The organism is Nonomuraea sp. NPDC023979, from assembly GCF_040639085.1.
Taxonomy (GTDB): domain Bacteria; phylum Actinomycetota; class Actinomycetes; order Streptosporangiales; family Streptosporangiaceae; genus Nonomuraea; species Nonomuraea ceibae.
In genome coordinates, this window is sequence record NZ_JBEZZG010000015.1 from 90,456 (window position 1) to 108,867 (window position 18,412).

An 18,412-nucleotide genomic window follows, 5' to 3' on the forward strand; every position below is an offset into this window, starting at 1 on the left:
ATGACTGCGTGGAACAGGTAGAGCTCCGCTTCGACCTCGCGTCCCGGACCGCCCGGACGCACACGAACCTGTCGGCGATCCGGCAGAGCCCGCACGGGCTGTGGGTGGCCGGCGACGAGACCGCCACGTTCGAGCACCTGTCGTGGACGGGCGAGCACTACGGCGACCAGCGCGGTCACCGGCTGGCCGACTACGTGGACCTGCCCGCCGGGCCGGACGACGAGGCCGACATCGAGGGCCTGGCCAGGTCCGACGGCTTCCTGTGGCTGACCGGCTCGCACGCGCTCAAGCGCAAGAAGGTCAAGTCCAAGGACCCCGGACGCGCCTCCGCCCGGCTGGCCACGGTGGTGCGGGAGGAGAACCGGTTCATCCTCGTCCGGCTGCCGCTGGACCCGCGGACCGGCGCGCCGCAGCCCGGCGCGATCATGTCGGGGCCGCGCGAGCTGACCGGACACCTGCGCGACGACCCGCACCTGGGGCCGTTCCTGGCGCTGCCGGGCAAGGACAACGGCTTCGACGTGGAGGGCATCGCGGTCACCGCCGGCCGCGTCTACCTGGGACTGCGCGGGCCGGTGCTGCGCGGCTGGGCGGTGGTGCTGGAGCTGCGGCCGCAGGAGGCGGGCCTGGGCCGGCTGAGCCTGGCCGAGCCGTGCCGCAAGCACTTCCTGGACCTGGGCGGGCTCGGCGTGCGCGACATGTGCCCGGACCGGGGCTCGCTCCTGCTGCTGGCCGGGCCGACGATGGACCTGGACGGGCCGGTGCGGGTGGTGCGCTGGCGGATCGGCGCCCGGCGCGAGCTCCTGGTCCCGGCGGACGAGCTGGAGACGGTCCTGGAGCTTCCGTACGGGGTCGGCTGCGACCATCCGGAGGGCCTGGCGCTGCTCGACGACGGGCGGCTGATGGTCGTCTACGACAGCCCGTCACCGGCGCGGATCACGCCCGCGGGCGGGGTGCTGGCGGACGTCTTCACGCTCTAGCCGAGTCGGCCCGCAGCCACGGGACGTCGGCGACGAACGTGCTGGAGCCGGGCTCGATCTCGGTGAACCCGGCGTCGCGCACCACGGGCAGCCCGGCGGCGGCCAGGGCGTCGAACGGCTCGCGGGCGGCGGCGCGCACCGACACGGTCAGGCCGCGCTCCCGCCAGGCCGCCCGCCCGGCGTCGTCGCTGGCCCACCAGGCGAGCTGGGCGGCGTGCCCGGCCTGCGCCATCGCCTTGCCCGCGGACATGGCCAGGCGCGCGTTCTCCCACAGGACCGGCGGCTCGGCCGGGCCGGGCTCGCGCGTGTCGGCGAGCTCGGTGCCGGACACCTGCAGCCGGGCCAGGTCGCGCGGCCAGTCGTCGAGCGGCACCGGCGGGTGCACGCGCACCTCGGCGCTGCGGTGCTCGATCGTGCGGCCGGGCAGCGCGAGCGCCCGGCGCCACTCGGCGCCCCTGGCCCGCCGCACCACCTTGCGGATCTTGCCGGTGGACTGCCAAGCATGCAGCTCGGCGGCCCACTCGCCGGGGTCGTCGAGCAGGCTCAGCACGGCCGTCGCCGCGGCCTCCAGGGCGTCGGTGCGCTCGGGGGGCGTGGCCCGTTCGATCCTGACCACGAGGGGCAGGACCATCAGCTCTGCGTCGTTCATCGCCCCTTACTATGCCTGATCGCCAGGGACATGCCGGTGGCCAGGAGGCAGAGGGCGCCGGAGGCGTACCAGGCGACGTCGTACGCGCCGAGCTGGTCGCGGGCGAGCCCGGCGCCGACGGCGGCGATGGCGGCGCCGACCTGGTGCGCGCCGAACACCCAGCCGAACACCACGGCCCCGTCGGACCCGTAGACGCTGCGGCACAGCGCGACCGTGGGCGGCACGGTCGCCACCCAGTCCAGCCCGTAGAACACGATGAAGATCAGCATGCTGGGCTCGGCGGTGGCGGCGAACAGGCTCGGCAGCACCATGAGCGACAGCCCGCGCAGCGCGTAGTAGACGCCGAGCAGGATGCGCGGGTCCACCTTGTCGCTGAGCCAGCCGGAGGCGACGGTGCCGACGATGTCGAAGATCCCGATCACGGCCAGCAGCCCGGCGGCCATCGGCTCGGGCATGCCGTGGTCGTGCGCCGCCGGGATGAAGTGGGTGCTGACGAGCCCGTTCGTGCTGGCGCCGCAGATCGCGAACCCGCCCGCGAGATACCAGAACGGACGCGTACGGGCCGCCGACCGCAGCACGGTGAGCGCGCGGACGGCGGCGTTCACGGTGGGGGCCGGGGTACGGGGCGCGTCCGGGTCGGCGCCGAGCGCGGTGGTGCCCACGTCCTCGGGCCGGTCGCGGAGCAGCCACCACACGAACGGCACCACGGCCAGGGCCGACCCGGCGACGGCCAGCGAGGCGGCCCGCCAGCCGGGCCCCTGGGCCAGGTGGGCGAGCACGGGCAGGAAGACGAGCTGCCCGGTGGCGCCCGCCGCGGTGAGCACGCCGGTGACGAGCCCGCGGTGCCGGACGAACCACCGGTCGGTCACCGTGGCCGCGAACACCAGCGCCATGGACCCGGTGCCGAGCCCGACGAGCACGCCCCACAGCAGCATCAGGTGCCAGGTCGCGGTCATCAGCACCGTGAGCCCGCTGCCCACGGCGACGAGCAGCAGCGCCAGCGAGACGACGCGGCGCATGCCGAAGCGGTCCATCAGCGCGGCGGCGAACGGCGCGGTCAGGCCGTAGAGCACCAGGTTGATCGAGACGGCCAGCGAGATCACGCCCCTGCCCCAGCCGAACTCCTCCTGGAGGGGCGTGATCAGGACGCCGGGGGTGGCGCGGAAGCCGGCGGCGCCGAGGATGGCGACGAACGCGACGGCCGCGACGAACCAGGCCCGGTGCACCCGGACGCGCCTGGTGGGGGTGGTGCTCACAGTCATGCGTCCATCCTTGGACAACTGCCGATATGGCCGCGAGTGGCCGGTTGGCCATGATGTGAAAGAATCCGGCCATGGCGCATCGGATCGCGGTCGTCGTGCTCGACCAGTTCGCCCCGCTCGACCTGGGCGTGCCGGGCCAGGTGTTCTGGACCGCGGAGTCGCCGGCCGGGGAGAAGCTGTACGAGGTGGTGACGTGCTCGCCGGGCCGGGCGCCGGTGCGCTGCTCGGCCGGCTACAGCGTGCTGCCCGATCACGACCTGGACGTGCTCGACACCGCCGGCACGGTCGTGGTCACGGGCGTGCACGGCGGCCAGGTGATGCGCGACGGCACGATCCCCGGCGAGCTTCGCGAGGCGCTGCGCGGGCGGCCCCGGGTGATGTCGATCTGCACCGGCGCGTATGTGCTGGCGGCGGCGGGGCTGCTCGACGGCCGCCGGGCCACCACCCACTGGCGCGACGCCGCCCGTTTCGCCGCCCTGTTCCCGAAGGTCAGGCTCGATCCCGACGTGCTGTTCATCGACGACGGCGACGTGCTCACCTCGGCCGGGGTCGCCGCCGGGCTCGACCTGTGCCTGCACGTGGTCAGGCGCGACCACGGCAGCGAGGTGGCCAACCGCGCGGCCAGGCGGTGCGTCATGCCGCCGTGGCGGGAGGGCGGCCAGGCCCAGTACATCGAGCGCCACCTGCCGCCCGCCTCCGGCAACGGCACCGCCGCCACCCGCGCGTGGATGCTGTCGCGGCTCGACGCGCCGCTCGACCTGGAGGCGCTGGCCGGGCACGCCGGGATGAGCGTGCGGACGTTCACCAGGCGCTTTCGCGAGGAGACGGCAATGAGCCCGGCCCGCTGGCTGACCAGGCAGCGCGTCGAGCACGCCCGCCACCTGCTGGAGACGACCGATCTGGGCGTGGAGGAGGTGGCGCGGCGGGCCGGGTTCGGCTCGGCGGTGTCGCTGCGCCAGCACCTGCACGCCGCCGTGGGGGTTTCGCCGCTGGCCTATCGGCACACGTTCCGGCGTGCCTAGAATCGCCTCCGGGAAGATCGTCTACGTGTCGTCCACGAGAGGGGTGGTCGCGTGAGCGGCCCCGAGCAGGCGCCCGCCGGGATCGACGTGCGGGTGCCGAGCGTCGCGCGCATGTACGACTACTACCTCGGCGGCAAGGACAACTTCGCCTCGGACCGGGAGGCGGCCGAGCGGATGATCGAGATCGGCCGCCAGATGGGCAATGACGCCCGCGAGATCGCCCGCGCCAACCGCGCCTTCCTGGGCCGGGCCGTCCGCGAGCTGACCGACGCCGGCGTCCGCCAGTTCGTCGACATCGGCGCGGGCCTGCCCACCCAGGACAACGTGCACCAGGTGGCCCGCCGGCACGCCGCCGGCTCGCGCGTCGTCTACGTCGACAACGATCCGATCGTCCAGGTCCACGCGCGGGCGCTGCTGGCCGGCGACGCGGGCGCCATCGCCGTGGAGGGCGATCTCAGGGACCCCGACGCGATCTTCGACGACCCGCGCGTCACCGGCCACCTCGACCTGACGCGCCCGTACGCGGTGCTGCTGGTGGCGGTGCTGCACTTCGTCACCGACGACGCCGAGGCGGCGCGCGTCACCGCGCGGATCCGCGAGCGGCTGCGGCCGGGCTGCCACCTGGTGCTGTCGCACATCTACGCGGGCGACGCCGACGACGGGGTGGCGCGCTCCGGCCAGCAGGTCTACGCGGCGACGGCGGCGGGCGGCATCGCGCGACGCGACCGCGACCAGATCGCCGGCTTCTTCGGCGACCTCGACCTGCTGGAGCCGGGCCTCGTCCCGGTCGCCGACTGGGACCCGCAGGCGCCGCCGGCCGCGCCCGACCTGAAGCGGCCGGGCATCCTGGCCGGCGTGGCCCGCGCCTAGCCGTCAGTCGAACAGGTCGGGCTGCTCGCGGACGATCTGGTCGTGCAGCGGCTGGAAGCTCACCCAGCCGGCCAGCTCGGTGCCGACCTGCGAATGGGTGAGCGCGGCGTTGGCCGGTTCGATGGGCACGACCTGCCCGGCGGCCTTGGCGACGAGCTGCACCTGGGCCGAGCGTTCCATCGTGACGAACCACCAGACGGCCGAGTCGACCGTCTCCCCGACCGTGAGCAGGCCGTGGTTGCGCAGCACGACGGCCTTGTTGCCGCCCAGCGCGGCGGCGATGCGCTTGCCCTCCTCCACCTCGGTCACCACGCCCGTGTAGTCGTCGAACAGCGCGTTGTCCCGGTAGAAGGCGCAGGCGTCCTGGGTGATCGGCTCGATGGTCTGGCCGAGCGCCGACAGGGCCCGCCCGTAGACCGAGTGGCTGTGCGCCGCCGCGACCACGTCGGGCCTGGCCTGGTGCACCTGGGAGTGGATGGCGAACGCCGCCCGGTTGACCGGCCGGTCACCCTCGACCACGTTGCCGTCGTGGTCGACGAGCAGCAGGTCGCTGACCGTGATGTGCTTGAACGACATGCCGAACGGGTTGACCCAGAAGTGGTCGGTCAGCTCCGGGTCGCGGGCGGTGATGTGCCCGGCGATCCCCTCCTCGAAGCCGAACTTGCCGAAGATGCGCAGCGCCGCCGCGAGCCGCTGCTTGCGATGCAGTCGCTCCTCCTCCAGGCTGTCGAAGGTCGGGGGCTGGCGGAAGACGAGGTTGTCCGGCATGGCTCTCCCTATGGCTCAGAACCCGATTCTGAGCGCAGGGTAACGCGGCTCCACCGTCCCACCCCATACCAAAAGGGTCTTGTACGTCATGTCCTGACGCGTCTCGACACGCGCTCCCAAGATCCCTAGGCTGACGCGGATGCGGAGATTATCCATATTCGTCCTGGCTGCGGCGCTGACCGCCACCAGCGGCGGCACCGCCTCGGCGGTCACCGCCTCCCCACCGGTGGACCTGACCCCCTACGCCAAGGGACGCTCGCAGCCGGTCGAGGATCCCGTCTACCCGGCCTACGGCAACCCGTCGATCGACGTGCTCCACTACGACCTCAAGCTGGGCTGGAAGCCGTCCGCCCACACCCTGACGGGCACCGCCACGCTCACCCTGCGGGCCGTGGAGCCGATCAGCGAGATCAGGCTCGACTTCGGCCACGCCCTCAAGATCGACAAGGTGACCGTGGACGGCAGGGCCGTCAAGCCGCAGCGGCGCAAGGACGACCTGACGATCCCGCTGCCCGCCCAGCTCGCCGCCGACCAGGGCGCCCGGGTCGTCGTCCGCTATCACGGCATGCCCGAGCCGCACGCCTCCGGGCAGCGGCGCTACGACCTCCGATACCTCGGCGCCCAGCCGCAGTTCGACGGGTCCATCTGGGCGCTGCAGGAGCCCTACGGCGCCTTCACCTGGTTCCCGGTGAACGACCACCCGTCGGACGAGGCGCTCTACGACGTCGCCATCACCGTACCCAAGGGCTGGGCGGGCGTCGCGCACGGCACGTACCGGGGCAGGAGCGAGAAGGGCGGCAAGGCCACCTACCTGTGGAGGTCGACCGACCCGGTCGCCAGCTACCTGACGCTCTTCACCGCCGACCGGTACCGGCTGCACCGGGACAAGGGGCCGCGCGGCCTCCCGATCACCTACTGGATCCGCCCCGGCGACGCCAGGACCGCCCTGCCGGTGGCCCGCCGGACGCCGGAGCTGATCCGCTGGATGGAGAAGAGGGTGGGCCCGTACCCCTTCCCCAGCGCCGGTCTGGTCTCCACCAGCGAGACCGGCATGGAGACCCAGCAGATGATCACCCTCGGCGGCGAGTACCTGAAGCCCTCCGTGGTGCTGCACGAGCTCGCCCACCAGTGGTTCGGCGACAGCGTCGGCCCGCGCACCTGGAAGGACGTGTGGCTGAACGAGGGCTTCGCCATGTACTTCGAGCTCCAGTGGCACGCCGACCACGAGCCGGGCACGATGGACGAGCTCATGGCCGACATGCGCGTGCACGAGAGGGACCTGCGCAAGAGGCAGGGTCCGCCCGGCGACTACCGGCGCGACTGGTTCGCGGGGAGCAACATCTACTACGGCCCCGCGCTGATGCTGCACGAGATCCGCGAGCGGATCGGCGACGAGCGGTTCTTCGCCATGACCCGCGCCTGGGCCCAGGAGCACCGCAACACCGGCCAGGACCGGGCGTCGTTCACCGCCTGGGTCAACCACCACACGGGCGAGGACTTCACCGCGCTGATCGACGACTGGCTCGACTCGAAGACCAGCCCCAAGGACTAGCCCCGCTCCCCCGCGAGCGCCGCCCGGCGACGCCGGGCCACCAGCGCCACCGTGGCCGCCACCGCCACCGTAACCGATCCCGCGATCAGCGGATTGACGAAGCCGGGCACCAGGTCGGGGCCGCACGTGGTGTCGCCCAGCGGCCACATGCTCAGCGCCCCGGACTCCGGGCCGCGATGGCCGTAGGCGTACAGGTCGGGCCTGGCCAGCCCGCACCGGTCGTCCGGGTCCGTCCACGCCCCGAACGTCGTCGTGCTCAGCCCGTAGCCGTAGGCGGCGAGGGCCGTGGCCGCCGCCACGGCGGGCGGCGCCCACGCCGGCCGCCGCCCGTGGCGCCACCAGGACAGGGCGGCGAGCGCGAGAACGGCGAGCACCGCCACCGGCCAGGCCAGCGCCAGCAGCAACAGGCCGATCAGCAGCACGAAGGTCAAGGTCTCCAGCAAGACGCCCCTTTTCTCCCGGCCTGCCTTCATAGCAGTCCTCGCGCCGGCCGGGCGAGCCGGGCCCCGGGGTTCACGGCGTGGAGAAGCGCTCCTCGGCGACGATCCGCCCGTCGCGCACGGTGTAGAGGCCGACGGCGGACTCGGCGGTGAACCGCACGGCGAACCGGTCGTCGCCCGCCCGCAGGTAGGGCCCCTCGACGGGCCCGCTCACCTGGCCGGACGTCATCAGGTGGCGGGTCACGGCGGCGCTCTCGCCCCGGTTGACCAGGCTGACGAAGGCCAGGCCGACACCCTCGGCCGTCGGCTCCACGAACGCCGGCAGGTGGTCGAGCACCCACTCCCGGTAGGGCGTAGCCGGCCGGCCGAGGATCTCCCGGACGGCCAGGACGACCGGCTCGGGCCGCGAGGCGACCTCCTTCATGGTCGCCATGACGGCGTCCACGTCCTCCGGCGGCACCCACGCCAGGAACCACTCCCTGGCCTCCTCGGGCGCGAGCTCCTCCACGCTCTTCACCGGCCTGCCGACCAGCTCGGCCACGACCTGGATCCGCTCGGCGCCGGTCATCAGCTCCTCGCCGGTCAGCATCGGCGTCGCCGTGTTGAGCAGGTCGTCGGTGAGCAGCGCCCGCACGCCCACCGCGGCGAGGTCACGGGGGTGGATCTGCGAGCGCGCCCAGCTCAGGAACGGCCCGCGCACCACGCCGTCGGCGGGCACCGGGGAGCCGAGGTCGTTGCTCATGTGGCCGCCGGACCTCAGGAACGTCCACTCCTCGGCGTGCTGCCTGATCAGTTGCTCGATCCGGCCGTGCGAGGCGTTGTCCGGGTCGTCGTTGGTCTCGGCGCCGCCCGCCGACAGGTAGACGATCCGGCGTGCCCGGGCCGCCAGCTTCGGGATCACCACACCGGGCGACCGCTCGGCGAACATCGTCGGCCACACCAGGAAGACCTTGCTCACGCCCTCCAGCGCCTCGTCGAGGGAGGCGGGATCGCTCAGGTCGCCCTTGACCGCCAGCACCCCTTCGGGGAACTCCGCCTTGGCGGGGTCCCTGGTCAACGCCTTGATCGTCACGCCGCCGCGCTCGTGCAACTGCCGCACCACGTGCCCGCCGGTGTGGCCGGTGGCGCCTGTCACCAGAATCGTCTCGTTCATGACGCCGACGCTACGGTCGCGCCGGGACCGTCAGCATCAGTCGATCGACTGATGCTGACCGGGCAGGGCCGCTCCTACCGTCGAGGGATGATTCTGGTGACAGGGGCGACAGGCCGCGTGGGCGGCGAGGTCGTCAGGCAGCTGACGGCGGCCGGGGTGCCGGGGGTGCGGGCGCTGGCCCGTGACGGAGGCCGGGCGCGGCTGCCCGTGCCGGTGGCCGAGGGCGATCTGGCCGTGCCGGGCTCGCTCGACGCGGTGCTGGAGGGCGTGAGCAAGGTCTTCCTCGTCTGGCCGACGCTCCGGGCCGACCACGCCGCGCCCGAGACGATCAAGACGCTGGCGGGCAGGCACGTCGTCTACTTCTCCTCCGCGGCGGCGGGCGCGGCCGACCCGATCAACGCCTCGCACGCCGAGATCGAGCGGCTGATCAGGGAGCATGCCTCGGCGTGGACGTTCCTGCGCATCACCGGGCTGGCGGCCAACGACCTCAAGTGGGCCGACGGCATCCGGCGCGACGGCGTGGTCCGCGAGCCGTCCGCCGGGTGGGCGCGGTCCCACATCCACGAGGCCGACGTGGCGGCCGCGGCCGTGCGCGTCCTCACGGGCGAGGGGCACGACGGGACGGCCCACGTGCTGACCGGGCCGCAGGCGCTGACCGCGCCCGAGCGGGTGGCCGTGCTGTCGGAGGTGCTGGGGCGCGAGCTGCGCTTCGAGCAGCCGTCCCCGGAGGAGGTCAGGGAGCAGTACGCGGCCGTCTTCGGAGCCGAGGTGGCCGAGGGGCTGGTCGCCAGGATGACGGGCCCGGCTCCTGAGCCCGAGCCGGTCACCGCGACCGTCGAGGAGCTCACCGGCCGCCCGGCCAGGACCTACCGCGCCTGGGCGGCCGATCACTGGCGGTAGCCTCTGAGGCATGCTGCGGGGGCGGACGGAGGAGAAGGCGGCGGTCGGCGCCCTGCTCGCCGCCGCCCGCGAGGGCACGAGCGGGGCGCTGGTCGTCCGCGGCGAGGCGGGCATCGGCAAGACGGCGCTGCTCGACCACACCGCCGGCCTGGCCCGAGCCCACGACATGCAGGTGCTCCGCGCGACCGGGATCGAGGCGGAGAGCGAGCTGCCGTACGCCGGGCTCAGCCTGCTCACCGGCGGCCTCCTCGACCGCCTCGACGCCCTCCCGCCCCGCCAGGCCGCCGCGCTCGCGGGCGCGCTCGGGCTGGCCGAGAGTGACGGTGACGGCGACACGTTCATGATCGGGCTGGCGGTGCTCGGCCTGCTGGCCGAGCGGGCGCCGCTGCTGTGCCTGGTCGACGACGCCCAGTGGCTCGACAGCGCCTCCGCCGCCGCCCTGCTGTTCGCCGCGCGCCGGCTGCGGGCCGAGGGCGTGGTGATGATGTTCGCCGTACGCGAGCCGCACGCTCCCGGCTTCCCCACGACGGGGCTGCCGGAGCTGCGCCTGGGCGGCCTGACGGGTGAGGCGGCGCGGGCGCTGGTCGGCGACCTGCCGCCGCACGTGCGCGAGGAGGTGCTGGCCGAGGCGGACGGCAACCCGCTGGCGCTGCGCGTGCTGGCCCGGGCCCGCCGGGGTCGTGACGCGGGCGGGATCACGCCGGGTCCCGGGCCCGTCCCCGTACAGGACAGGATCGTGCGGACGTTCGGCGACCGGATCGGCGAGCTGCCCGCGGCGACGCGGACGGTGCTGCTGGTGGCGGCGGCCGACGACACCGGCGAGCCGGCCGCCGTCCTGCGGGCCGCCGGGCGGCTGGGCGCGGGCCTGCCCGACCTCGACCCGGCGGAGGCGGCCGGGCTGCTGCGGATCGACGGCGACCGGCTCGTCTTCGGCCATCCGCTGATGAGGAGCGCCGCCTACCAGGGGGCGACGGCCAGCCGGCGGGCCGAGGCGCACCGCGCGCTGGCGGAGGTCCTGGACGGCGACCGGCGGGCCTGGCATCTCGCGGCGGCGGCGACGGGCCCCGACGAGCGGGTGGCCGCCGCTCTGGAGAGCACGGCGCTGCGGGCCGGGGAGCGGCGCGGCCACGCGGCCGTCGCCGCCGCCTACGAACGCGCCGCCGCCCTCACCCCCGACCCGGTCACGCGTGAGCGCAGGCTGCTGGCCGCGGCCCGCGCCGCCGCCGACGCGGGCCAGTTCGAGCGGGCCGACCGCCTGACCGGCCAGGTCGGCGCCTCGGCGGAGGCCGCCGCGCTCAAGGCGGTGATCGCCGACGGGCTGGGCCGGACGGAGGAGGCGCACGCCCTGCTGTTCGAGTCGGCCGGGCAGGTCACCCCGGCGGAGCTGCCCGCCCTGCTGCGCGGCGCCGCGCGGGCGGCCTGGCGGGCCAACGACTTCGCGGCGCTCGACCGGATCGCCGCCTGCGTGCCGCCTGACTCCGACGTGCACCGGCTGGCCACGGCGGCGCTGGCCACCAACCGGCTCGACGACGGCGGCATCGAGACGCTGAGGGAGCTGCTGGCCGGGCCGCCGCACGACGACCTCCAGGACCGGCTGCTGTTCGCCCGGCTGCACCTGGTCATCGGCGACATGGAGGGCGCGATGCGCCTGGCTTCCGCGCTGGAGCGGGAGTGCCGGGCGCGGGGGGCGCTCGGCGTGCTGCCCGCCGTGCAGGCCGTGCTGGCGCGGACCCTGCTGTTCACCGGCCGCCACGCCGACGCGCGTGCCACGCTGGCCGACGGGCTGCAGATCGCCGCCGACACCTGCCAGCGCATGCCGCGCATCGAGCTGTCGGTGACCCTGGCGGAGCTGGCCGCCGTCGAGGGCGACGAGGAGCGCTGCCGGGAGCTGGCGGCCGAGGCGATCGAGCGTGACCTCGCGCCGAGCGCGGTGCACGCGGTGGTCGCGCTGAGCCTGCTCGACCTGGGCCTGGGGCGGCACGAGGCGGCGCTGGACCGGATGGAGTCGGTGGTGTCCGGTTCGCGGCCGATGGGGGTGATGGGGCACCTGCCGATCCTGGTCGAGGCGGCGGTGCGGCTCGGGCGCAGGGGGCCCGCCGAGGCCGCGACCCGGCTGTTCGCGTCCTGGGCCGGCCGGGTCGCGCAGCCGTGGGCCGAGGCCGTGGCGCTGCGCTGCCGGGCGCTGATCGCCGACGACGCCGGCCTGTTCGAGCAGGCCGTACGGATGCGGACCTACCCGTTCGAGCAGGCACGGACCGCGCTGCTCTACGGCGAGCGGCTGCGGCGTGACCGGCGCACCGCCGACGCCCGCGCGCACCTGCGGGGCGCGGCCGAGACGTTCGAGCGGCTGGGCGCGCGTCCCTGGGCGGAGCGGGCGCGGGCCGAGCTGCGCGCCACCGGGGAGACCCGTGCGGCGCGCGACCACGCGGCGGGGCTGGCCGACCGGCTCACCCCGCAGGAGCTGCAGAGCGTGCGGCTGGCGGCGACCGGGCTGAGCAACAGGGAGATCGCCGAGCGGCTGTTCGTGAGCCCGCGCACCGTCGGGCACCATCTCTACAAGGCGTATCCCAAGCTGGGCGTCACGACCAGGGCGGAACTCGCCTCTCTGGGCCTGTGACGGACGGCGGCCCCGAGAGGGCCGCGATGAGGGGTGGAGCTATGGGGATTCGAACCCCAGACCTCCTCCATGCCATGGAGGCGCGCTACCAACTGCGCCATAGCCCCTTGCGATGCGTGCATCAGTCTAACGGACTCCAGCCACCCCTCTGTACGCCTTTATCCGGCGGCGCGCCCGGCCCGCGCGCCGCCGGACGGCGTTTCAGGAGGTCACGGCGCCCGCCTTGGCGATGAGATCGGCCAGCTCGCCCACCATCGGGTCCTCGGCCGCGCCCGCCAGCCGCCTGGCGTGCTCGCCGAGCGCGGGCAGGCCGAGCCCGAACGCCTCCCCGTCGCGCATGTGGAGGGCGAACGCGGCGGCCAGCACGTCGACCTGCAGCCGCAGCGGCGCGCCCTGCCACAGGGTCTCCGCCAGGTCGGCGACGGTCACCGCCCCGGTGGCCTCGCTGGGGGCGCGGGTGTCGGGGTCCTGCCAGCGCACGGTGGCGGTGGCGAGCTGGCCTTCGGCTCCGGCCTTGAGGCGTACGGAGTACAGCGCGGTGACCGCGTGGCCAGGGCCGATCTCGCCGCCGTCACGCGAGTCGTCACGGAACTCCTCGGTGGCCAGGGCGCGGTTCTCGTAGCCGAGCAGCCGGTAACTCTCCACCACCGACGGGTTGAAGACGACCTGCGCCTTGGCGTCGCGGGCGCGCAGCTCGATGCTGGCGGGCAGCTGGGCGGCGAAGATCTTGTCGGCCTCCTCCTGGGTGGAGACGTAGACGGCCGCGCCGTCGCCGTTGTCGGCGAGCTGCTCCATCAGCTCGTCGCCGTACTCGCGGCCGACGCCGACGGTCAGGAGCGTGATCCGCCGCCCGGCGTGCTCCTTGACCCGGTCGAGGATGGCCTGCCAGGCGGTGCTGCCCTGGTTGGCCAGGCCGTCGGAGAGCAGGATGACGCGGTTCGTGGCGGCGGGGCGGTGCGCGGCGGCGGCCTCCCGGTAGCCGAGGACGAGGCCCGCCTCCAGGTTGGTGCCGCCTTCGGTGGTGAGCTGGTCGACGGCCCGGTGCAGGTCGTCCCTGGCGGTGAGCGGGGTCATCGTGGCCAGCACCCTGGCCTGGTCGCTGAAGGCCACGACGGAGACCTGGTCACCGGGGGCGAGCTGGTCGAGCAGCGTGTGCAGGGCCTGCTTGACCAGGTCCAGGCGGCCGGTCTCGGCCATGGAGCCGGAGACGTCGATGACGAAGGTGAGGTTGGCGGGGCGCCGGGCCTCGGCGGAGGAGCGGCGGGTCTGCAGGCCGACGCGCAGGACGGCCTGCCCCGGCGTGTCGAGGCGGGCGCCGTCGGTGTGAACGGTGAAGCCGTCGTCCGGGGGTTCGGCGTAGTCCTGCTTGAAGGAGTTGACGAACTCCTCGGGCCGGATCCGGGCGGGCTCGGGCCAGCGGCCCTCCTGGAGGACGCGGCGCGTGTAGGCGTACGAGGCGGTGTCCACGTCCAGGGCGAACGTGGAGATCTGCGCCTGGGCCGTGTCCTGTTCCTCGTTCTTCCGGTCGTCCTGGTCCTGCCCGGTCCGGTCCTGCCCTGTCTGGTCCTCGGCCTGGGCCGTGGCCCGGGGGGCTTCCTGGGGGGCCGCTCGCTCGCCGGCGCTGGGCTGACCTCCGGGGCCGCCGCATGCGGCGAGCGCGAGCAGCCCGGCGATTCCGACAGTTGCCATTAACGGACGAAATTTCATCGCTTTTGCCACCTCCAGGCCGTATGACGGCTCCGATCCCCGGTGTGGCCGGGCCGGTGACGCAAGCGACGGCAAACCGCGATCCACACGTGATCGATTGTGGTGAACCGGTGATATCCGGTAGGCATGGTCGTCGTGCGCGTCTATTTGGGGCTGGCCGCGAAGGGCCACGAGATCCCCGCCCGTGTCCTGGACAAGGTCCGATCCGTTATCGAGACCGCCTTCCCGGTGCCTCCCGAGGTGATCCGGGGCGGCGAGTGGCACGGCCGGGGGGTGTCGCTGTTCGGCTGGTCGAACGAGCCCGACGACTCCCGGCAGCCCCCGCTGCTCACCGAGAGCGGCGGGCGGGTCCTCGGGCTGAACGGCCACCTGGCCGACCCGGCCGACGCCAACCGGCTGCTCGGCGACCCGTCGGCCGGCGACGTGGGCGGCTGCTTCTCCGCCTGGGTGGCGCGCGACGGCGAGCTGTCGGCCGCGACCGCGATCAACCGCGTCTGCCCGGTCTTCTACGCCGAGACGCCCGAGCTGCACGTGGTGGGCAGCCGGGCGCTGCTCGTGCACCTGGCGGCGCAGCAGGCCGACCGGATCGACCATGACGTGCTCGCCCTCCAGACGATGATCCGCCAGGGCTTCTTCCTGTCGGACGAGACGCCGTACCGGGGAGTGACGGCGCTGCGCCCGAGCTCGCGGATCGACGTGCGCGACGGGAAGCGGACGATCACCGAGACGCCGCTGCCGGAGGCGGCGGGCGCGCCGGACACGGCGCGGCGCAAGCGGGCGGCGATCGGCGAGCTGGCCGACGCGCTGCTGGCGACCGTCGCGCCGCTGCGCGACCTGGGCGAGCCGGTCAACCTGGCGCTGACCGGCGGGCGCGACACCCGCATCCTGGCCGCGCTGCTGCACGCCGCGCGGGTGCCGTTCCGGGTGACCACGAACGGGCTCGACACGCATCCGGACGTGATCCTGGCCCGGCAGATCGCCACCCAGCTCAAGGTCGAGCACACGGTGATCGCCCCGCAGCAGACCGCCGAGCGTGACGCCGTGCTGGTGGAGCACCCGCTGAGCCGGGCGTGGGAGACGCTGCGCACCTGCGAGGGCATGACGTCGGCGTACGAGACGATCGTGAGCTACCTCCCCTACTCCGGCAAGCCCACCATGTCCGGGCAGAGCGGTGAGACGCTGCGCGCGGGCAGCCTGAACCTGCTCCAGACCGACCTGAGCGACAAGGCCCTGCTGCGCCGGATCAACAACACGTTCTACAAGGACGAGAAGCTGTTCACCGCCGAGGCGAACGAGCACGCCCGCGCCCTCGCCAAGCCCTGGCAGGCGCGCAAGAACCGGCTGGAGGCGCTGGACCACATCTACATCTGGTACAAGGTCGGCCGCTGGCAGGCCAGCGCCCGCGCGGGGTCGCTGCGGCGGGGTGACCCGGTCCGGCCGTTCCTGGACAACCGGGTGGTACGGGCCGCGCTGGCGCTGGACCAGGGCTGGCGACTCTCGGAAGAGGTGATTTATTCGCTTATTTTGAGATTCGCCCCCGAGCTGAGGGATGTCCCCATCGAAGGGAAGCCGTGGCGGTTCGTCGAAGGGATGAAGCCGCCCCGCTGGTGGGAACGGACCCACGTACCGCCGCCCCACATGCCGACGACCAAGACCGGCGGCGGCTGGAGCTGGCGCACCAGCCCCGGCCCCGACCTCACCGACGTGCTGCGGCAGCAGGTGCTCGGCCACCTCGACGCGCTCACCCCCGTGGTGAACCCGGACGAGGTGCGCGCCCTGTTCGCCGACCCGGTGGTCAAGAAGCCCGCCACCGCCTGGCACCTCTACACGGTCAGCACCCTCCTGACCGGCACGTACCCCGGCAAGGAGCCCGAGGGCCTGGAACGGATCCCCGTCTCCAAGCCCTGATCAGGCCAGCGCCCGCTCCTCCACCCTGATCCGCACCGTGAGCAGGGCCGCGTTCGCCACGGTGAAGGCGAGCGCGGTCAGCCACGCGGTGTGCACCAGCGGCAGCGCGATCCCCTCCACGACCACCGCGACGTAGTTGGGATGGCGCAGCCACCGGTACGGCCCCGACGTGACGAGCGGCACGCCCGGCAGCACGACCACCCGCGTGTTCCAGCGCCTGCCCAGGCTGGCGATGCACCACCAGCGCAACGCCTGGGCGAGCAGCACGAGCGCGAGCATCGGCCAGCCCAGCGCCGGCAGGAACGGCCGCCCCAGCAGCCACACCTCCGCCGGCGCCGCCACCAGCAGGCCCACGTGCGCCGCGACGATCCACGGATAGTGCCGCCCGCCGTGCTCGACCCCGCCCCGCGAGCGCGCCCACGCCAGGTTGCGGCGGGCCACCACCAGCTCGGCCAGCCGTTCCACGACGACCAGCCCGATCAGGACCAGGTACGCGCTCACCAGTGCAGCAGGAGCAGCTCGGCGGAGAACCCCGGCCCCAGGGCGAGCAGCACGGCCGGCTCCCCCGTGCGGCCGCGCGTCTCCTGCAGCACGTGCAGCACCGACACCGACGACAGGTTGCCGTGCTCGCGCAGCGACCGCCAGGTCACCTCCAGCGCCTCCGGCGGCAGCGCCAGGTTCGCCACGATCTTGTCGATCACCTTGGGGCCGCCCGGATGGCAGATCCAGGTGCCCACCTGGTCGGGCGTCAGCCCGTAATCCGCGAGGAACGCCCTGATGTCCCCCGCCAGCACCGACTCCACGAACTCGGGCAGCCCGGCGTCCAGCACGATGCGGAAGCCGTGACCGCCCACCTCCCAGCCCATCAGGTGCTCGGTGTCCGGATAGAGCTTGCTGCGCGTCGCCACGACCTCCCTGCCCTCGCCGTGCCCCGTCGCGACCACCGCCCCCGCCCCGTCCCCGAACAGCCCGCTCGCGACCAGGTTCGCGATCGAGGTGTCGTCCCGCTGGATCGTCAGCGAGCACAGCTCCACGCACACCAGCAACGCCGTCTGCTCCGGCCAGCCACGCAGATAGTCGTGCAACCGCGACAGCCCGGACGCCCCCGCCGCGCAGCCCAGCCCGAACACCGGCACCCGCTTCACATCCGCGCGCAACCCCGCCCGCTTGGCCAGCCGCGCGTCCAGCGACGGCGTCGCCAGCCCCGTCGTGGAGCAGAACACCAGATGGTCGACCTTCTCCGGCGGCAGCCCCGCCCTCTCCAGCGCCCCCGCGATCGCCCGCTCCCCCAGGTCCAGGGCGATCTCGACGTACATCTCGTTGGCCCGCTCGAACGAGTCGAGTTTCGGATAGTCCTCGAGCGGCAGCGCCAGGTTCCTCCCGGTGACGCCGGTGGCGCTGTGGAAGCGCTTGAGCAGCTCCCCGTCCGCCGCCGTGAGCTGGGAGAACGCCTCGGTGATCTCCTCCTGCTCGTAGCGGTGGTCCGGCAGAACGGTCTGCACGCCCTGTATGTACATGACCAGTTCTCTGCCGCTGAGAGGCGCGGGCTAACATCCGGACATGCCCCCGCCCGCTCCGCCTCCCACGGTCGCCGTCCTCGCCTTCGACCGGATGTCGCCGTTCGAGCTCGGCTGCGTGGTGGAGATCTTCGGCCTGCCCCGGCCCGAGCTCGGCGTCCCCTGGTACGACCTCAAGGTCTGCGCCGAGACCGCCGGGCCGCTGCGCGCCGTCGGCGGCTTCACCCTCCACGCCGAACACGGCCTCGACACGCTCGCCTCGGCCGGCACCGTCATCGTGCCCGGCGTCGCCGACGTCCGCGGCCCCGTCTCCGCGCCCCTCGTCGCCGCCCTGCGCCAGGCCCACGAGCGCGGCGCGCGCATGGTGTCGATCTGCTCCGGCGCGTTCGCCCTCGCCGCCGCCGGCCTCCTCGACGGACGCGAGGCCACCACCCACTGGAAGTACGCGCCCCTCCTCCGCGAACGCTTCCCCACCGTCCAGGTCAACCCCTCGGTCCTGTACGTGGACGGCGGCGACGTGCTGACCAGCGCCGGCAGCGCCGCCGGCCTCGACCTGCTCCTCCACCTCATCCGCGCCGACCACGGCCCCGGCGTCGCCAACGCCGTCGCCCGCCGCCTCGTCATCCCCCCACACCGGGAAGGCGGCCAGGCCCAGTACGTGGAGGCGGCGGTGACGCCGGTCGGCGGCGACGACGCCGTGTCCCGCGCCATGTCCTGGGCCCTCGCCCACCTGGCCCACCCCATCACCGTCGCCGACCTGGCCAGAGCGGCAAGCCTCTCGGAACGCTCCTTCATCCGGCACTTCAAGCGTCAGACCGGCACCAGCCCGCTCCGCTGGGTCATCGCCCAGCGCATCGCCGCCAGCCTCCCCCTCCTGGAGTCCACGGCCGCCCCGGTCGAGGAGGTCGGCGCCGCCGTAGGCTTCGAAAGCCCGGTCACCTTCCGCCACCACTTCACCCGGGCCATGCACACCACCCCCTCCGCCTACCGCCGCACCTTCACCACCCCCCGCACCGGCACCCCCGAGGAGGCTCCGCGCTCACGGTGACGAGGGCGGTGACATGGGCCAG

The 18,412-nt window shown here is 73.8% G+C and carries 16 protein-coding genes and 1 tRNA gene; 8 read left to right on the top strand and 9 right to left on the bottom strand.

Annotated elements, in window-relative coordinates:
* Nucleotides 1-8: 8 nt before the first annotated feature.
* Nucleotides 9-977, top strand: a complete 969-nt coding sequence (locus tag AB0G11_RS25365) for a DUF3616 domain-containing protein (RefSeq protein ID WP_219508294.1) — start codon at nt 9-11, stop codon at nt 975-977.
* Here the strand turns inward: AB0G11_RS25365 and AB0G11_RS25370 are convergent.
* Both AB0G11_RS25370 and AB0G11_RS25375 read right to left on the bottom strand, forming a co-directional pair.
* Nucleotides 967-1,626, bottom strand: a complete 660-nt coding sequence (locus AB0G11_RS25370; RefSeq protein WP_246645586.1) for a peptidyl-tRNA hydrolase — start codon at nt 1,624-1,626, stop codon at nt 967-969. The genes AB0G11_RS25365 and AB0G11_RS25370 overlap by 11 nt on opposite strands.
* Nucleotides 1,623-2,888: an MFS transporter gene (locus AB0G11_RS25375; RefSeq protein ID WP_219508293.1), complete on the bottom strand. Its 1,266-nt coding sequence runs from the start codon at nt 2,886-2,888 to the stop codon at nt 1,623-1,625. The genes AB0G11_RS25370 and AB0G11_RS25375 overlap by 4 nt, the downstream gene beginning before the upstream one ends.
* A 71-nt stretch (nt 2,889-2,959) precedes the next feature.
* Between AB0G11_RS25375 and AB0G11_RS25380 the strand changes: the two genes are divergently transcribed.
* Complete coding sequence (locus tag AB0G11_RS25380) at nt 2,960-3,910, top strand: helix-turn-helix domain-containing protein (RefSeq protein ID WP_219508292.1); 951 nt, start codon at nt 2,960-2,962, stop codon at nt 3,908-3,910.
* A 51-nt stretch (nt 3,911-3,961) separates the two neighbouring features.
* Entirely contained in the window at nt 3,962-4,780 is an 819-nt protein-coding gene (locus AB0G11_RS25385; RefSeq protein ID WP_357588611.1) for an SAM-dependent methyltransferase, read from the top strand.
* 3 nt (nt 4,781-4,783) lie between these two features.
* On the opposite strand, the gene AB0G11_RS25390 is transcribed toward AB0G11_RS25385, so the two are convergent.
* On the bottom strand, nt 4,784-5,548 hold the full coding sequence (locus tag AB0G11_RS25390) for a class II aldolase/adducin family protein (protein WP_219508290.1): 765 nt from the start codon (nt 5,546-5,548) through the stop codon (nt 4,784-4,786).
* 139 nt (nt 5,549-5,687) lie between these two features.
* On the opposite strand from AB0G11_RS25390, the gene AB0G11_RS25395 reads away from it, so the two are divergent.
* Nucleotides 5,688-7,100, top strand: a complete 1,413-nt coding sequence (locus AB0G11_RS25395; RefSeq protein ID WP_219508289.1) for a M1 family metallopeptidase — start codon at nt 5,688-5,690, stop codon at nt 7,098-7,100.
* Here AB0G11_RS25395 and AB0G11_RS25400 read toward each other — a convergent pair.
* Nucleotides 7,097-7,543 (bottom strand): hypothetical protein, encoded by a 447-nt coding sequence (locus AB0G11_RS25400; RefSeq protein ID WP_357588613.1) that lies wholly within the window; start codon nt 7,541-7,543, stop codon nt 7,097-7,099. The two genes, AB0G11_RS25395 and AB0G11_RS25400, sit on opposite strands and share 4 nt — an antisense overlap.
* Before the next feature lie 70 nt (nt 7,544-7,613).
* Complete coding sequence (locus tag AB0G11_RS25405; RefSeq protein ID WP_357588615.1) at nt 7,614-8,693, bottom strand: NAD(P)H-binding protein; 1,080 nt, start codon at nt 8,691-8,693, stop codon at nt 7,614-7,616.
* Between the two features lie 87 nt (nt 8,694-8,780).
* Between AB0G11_RS25405 and AB0G11_RS25410 the strand changes: the two genes are divergently transcribed.
* Entirely contained in the window at nt 8,781-9,593 is an 813-nt protein-coding gene (locus AB0G11_RS25410; protein ID WP_357588617.1) for an NAD(P)H-binding protein, read from the top strand.
* 10 nt (nt 9,594-9,603) lie between these two features.
* On the top strand, nt 9,604-12,210 hold the full coding sequence (locus AB0G11_RS25415; protein WP_357588619.1) for an AAA family ATPase: 2,607 nt from the start codon (nt 9,604-9,606) through the stop codon (nt 12,208-12,210).
* 34 nt (nt 12,211-12,244) lie between these two features.
* Here AB0G11_RS25415 and AB0G11_RS25420 read toward each other — a convergent pair.
* Nucleotides 12,245-12,317: transfer RNA gene (locus tag AB0G11_RS25420), tRNA-Ala, on the bottom strand.
* 94 nt (nt 12,318-12,411) lie between these two features.
* Nucleotides 12,412-13,899: a von Willebrand factor type A domain-containing protein gene (locus AB0G11_RS25425; RefSeq protein ID WP_357588621.1), complete on the bottom strand. Its 1,488-nt coding sequence runs from the start codon at nt 13,897-13,899 to the stop codon at nt 12,412-12,414.
* A gap of 144 nt (nt 13,900-14,043) precedes the next feature.
* Here AB0G11_RS25425 and AB0G11_RS25430 point away from each other — a divergent pair, with 144 nt between their 5' ends.
* Nucleotides 14,044-15,825, top strand: a complete 1,782-nt coding sequence (locus AB0G11_RS25430; protein ID WP_357588623.1) for an asparagine synthase-related protein — start codon at nt 14,044-14,046, stop codon at nt 15,823-15,825.
* On the opposite strand, the gene AB0G11_RS25435 is transcribed toward AB0G11_RS25430, so the two are convergent.
* Together AB0G11_RS25435 and AB0G11_RS25440 are read right to left on the bottom strand one after the other, a co-directional pair.
* A complete protein-coding gene (locus AB0G11_RS25435; protein ID WP_219506778.1) occupies nt 15,826-16,326 on the bottom strand; it encodes an isoprenylcysteine carboxylmethyltransferase family protein in 501 nt (166 codons plus the stop codon).
* Entirely contained in the window at nt 16,323-17,327 is a 1,005-nt protein-coding gene (locus AB0G11_RS25440; protein WP_357588625.1) for a 3-oxoacyl-[acyl-carrier-protein] synthase III C-terminal domain-containing protein, read from the bottom strand. The genes AB0G11_RS25435 and AB0G11_RS25440 overlap by 4 nt, the downstream gene beginning before the upstream one ends.
* A gap of 58 nt (nt 17,328-17,385) precedes the next feature.
* Here AB0G11_RS25440 and AB0G11_RS25445 point away from each other — a divergent pair, with 58 nt between their 5' ends.
* Nucleotides 17,386-18,390, top strand: coding sequence for a helix-turn-helix domain-containing protein (locus tag AB0G11_RS25445; protein ID WP_357588627.1), 1,005 nt, complete (start codon nt 17,386-17,388; stop codon nt 18,388-18,390).
* Nucleotides 18,391-18,412: the final 22 nt, after the last annotated feature.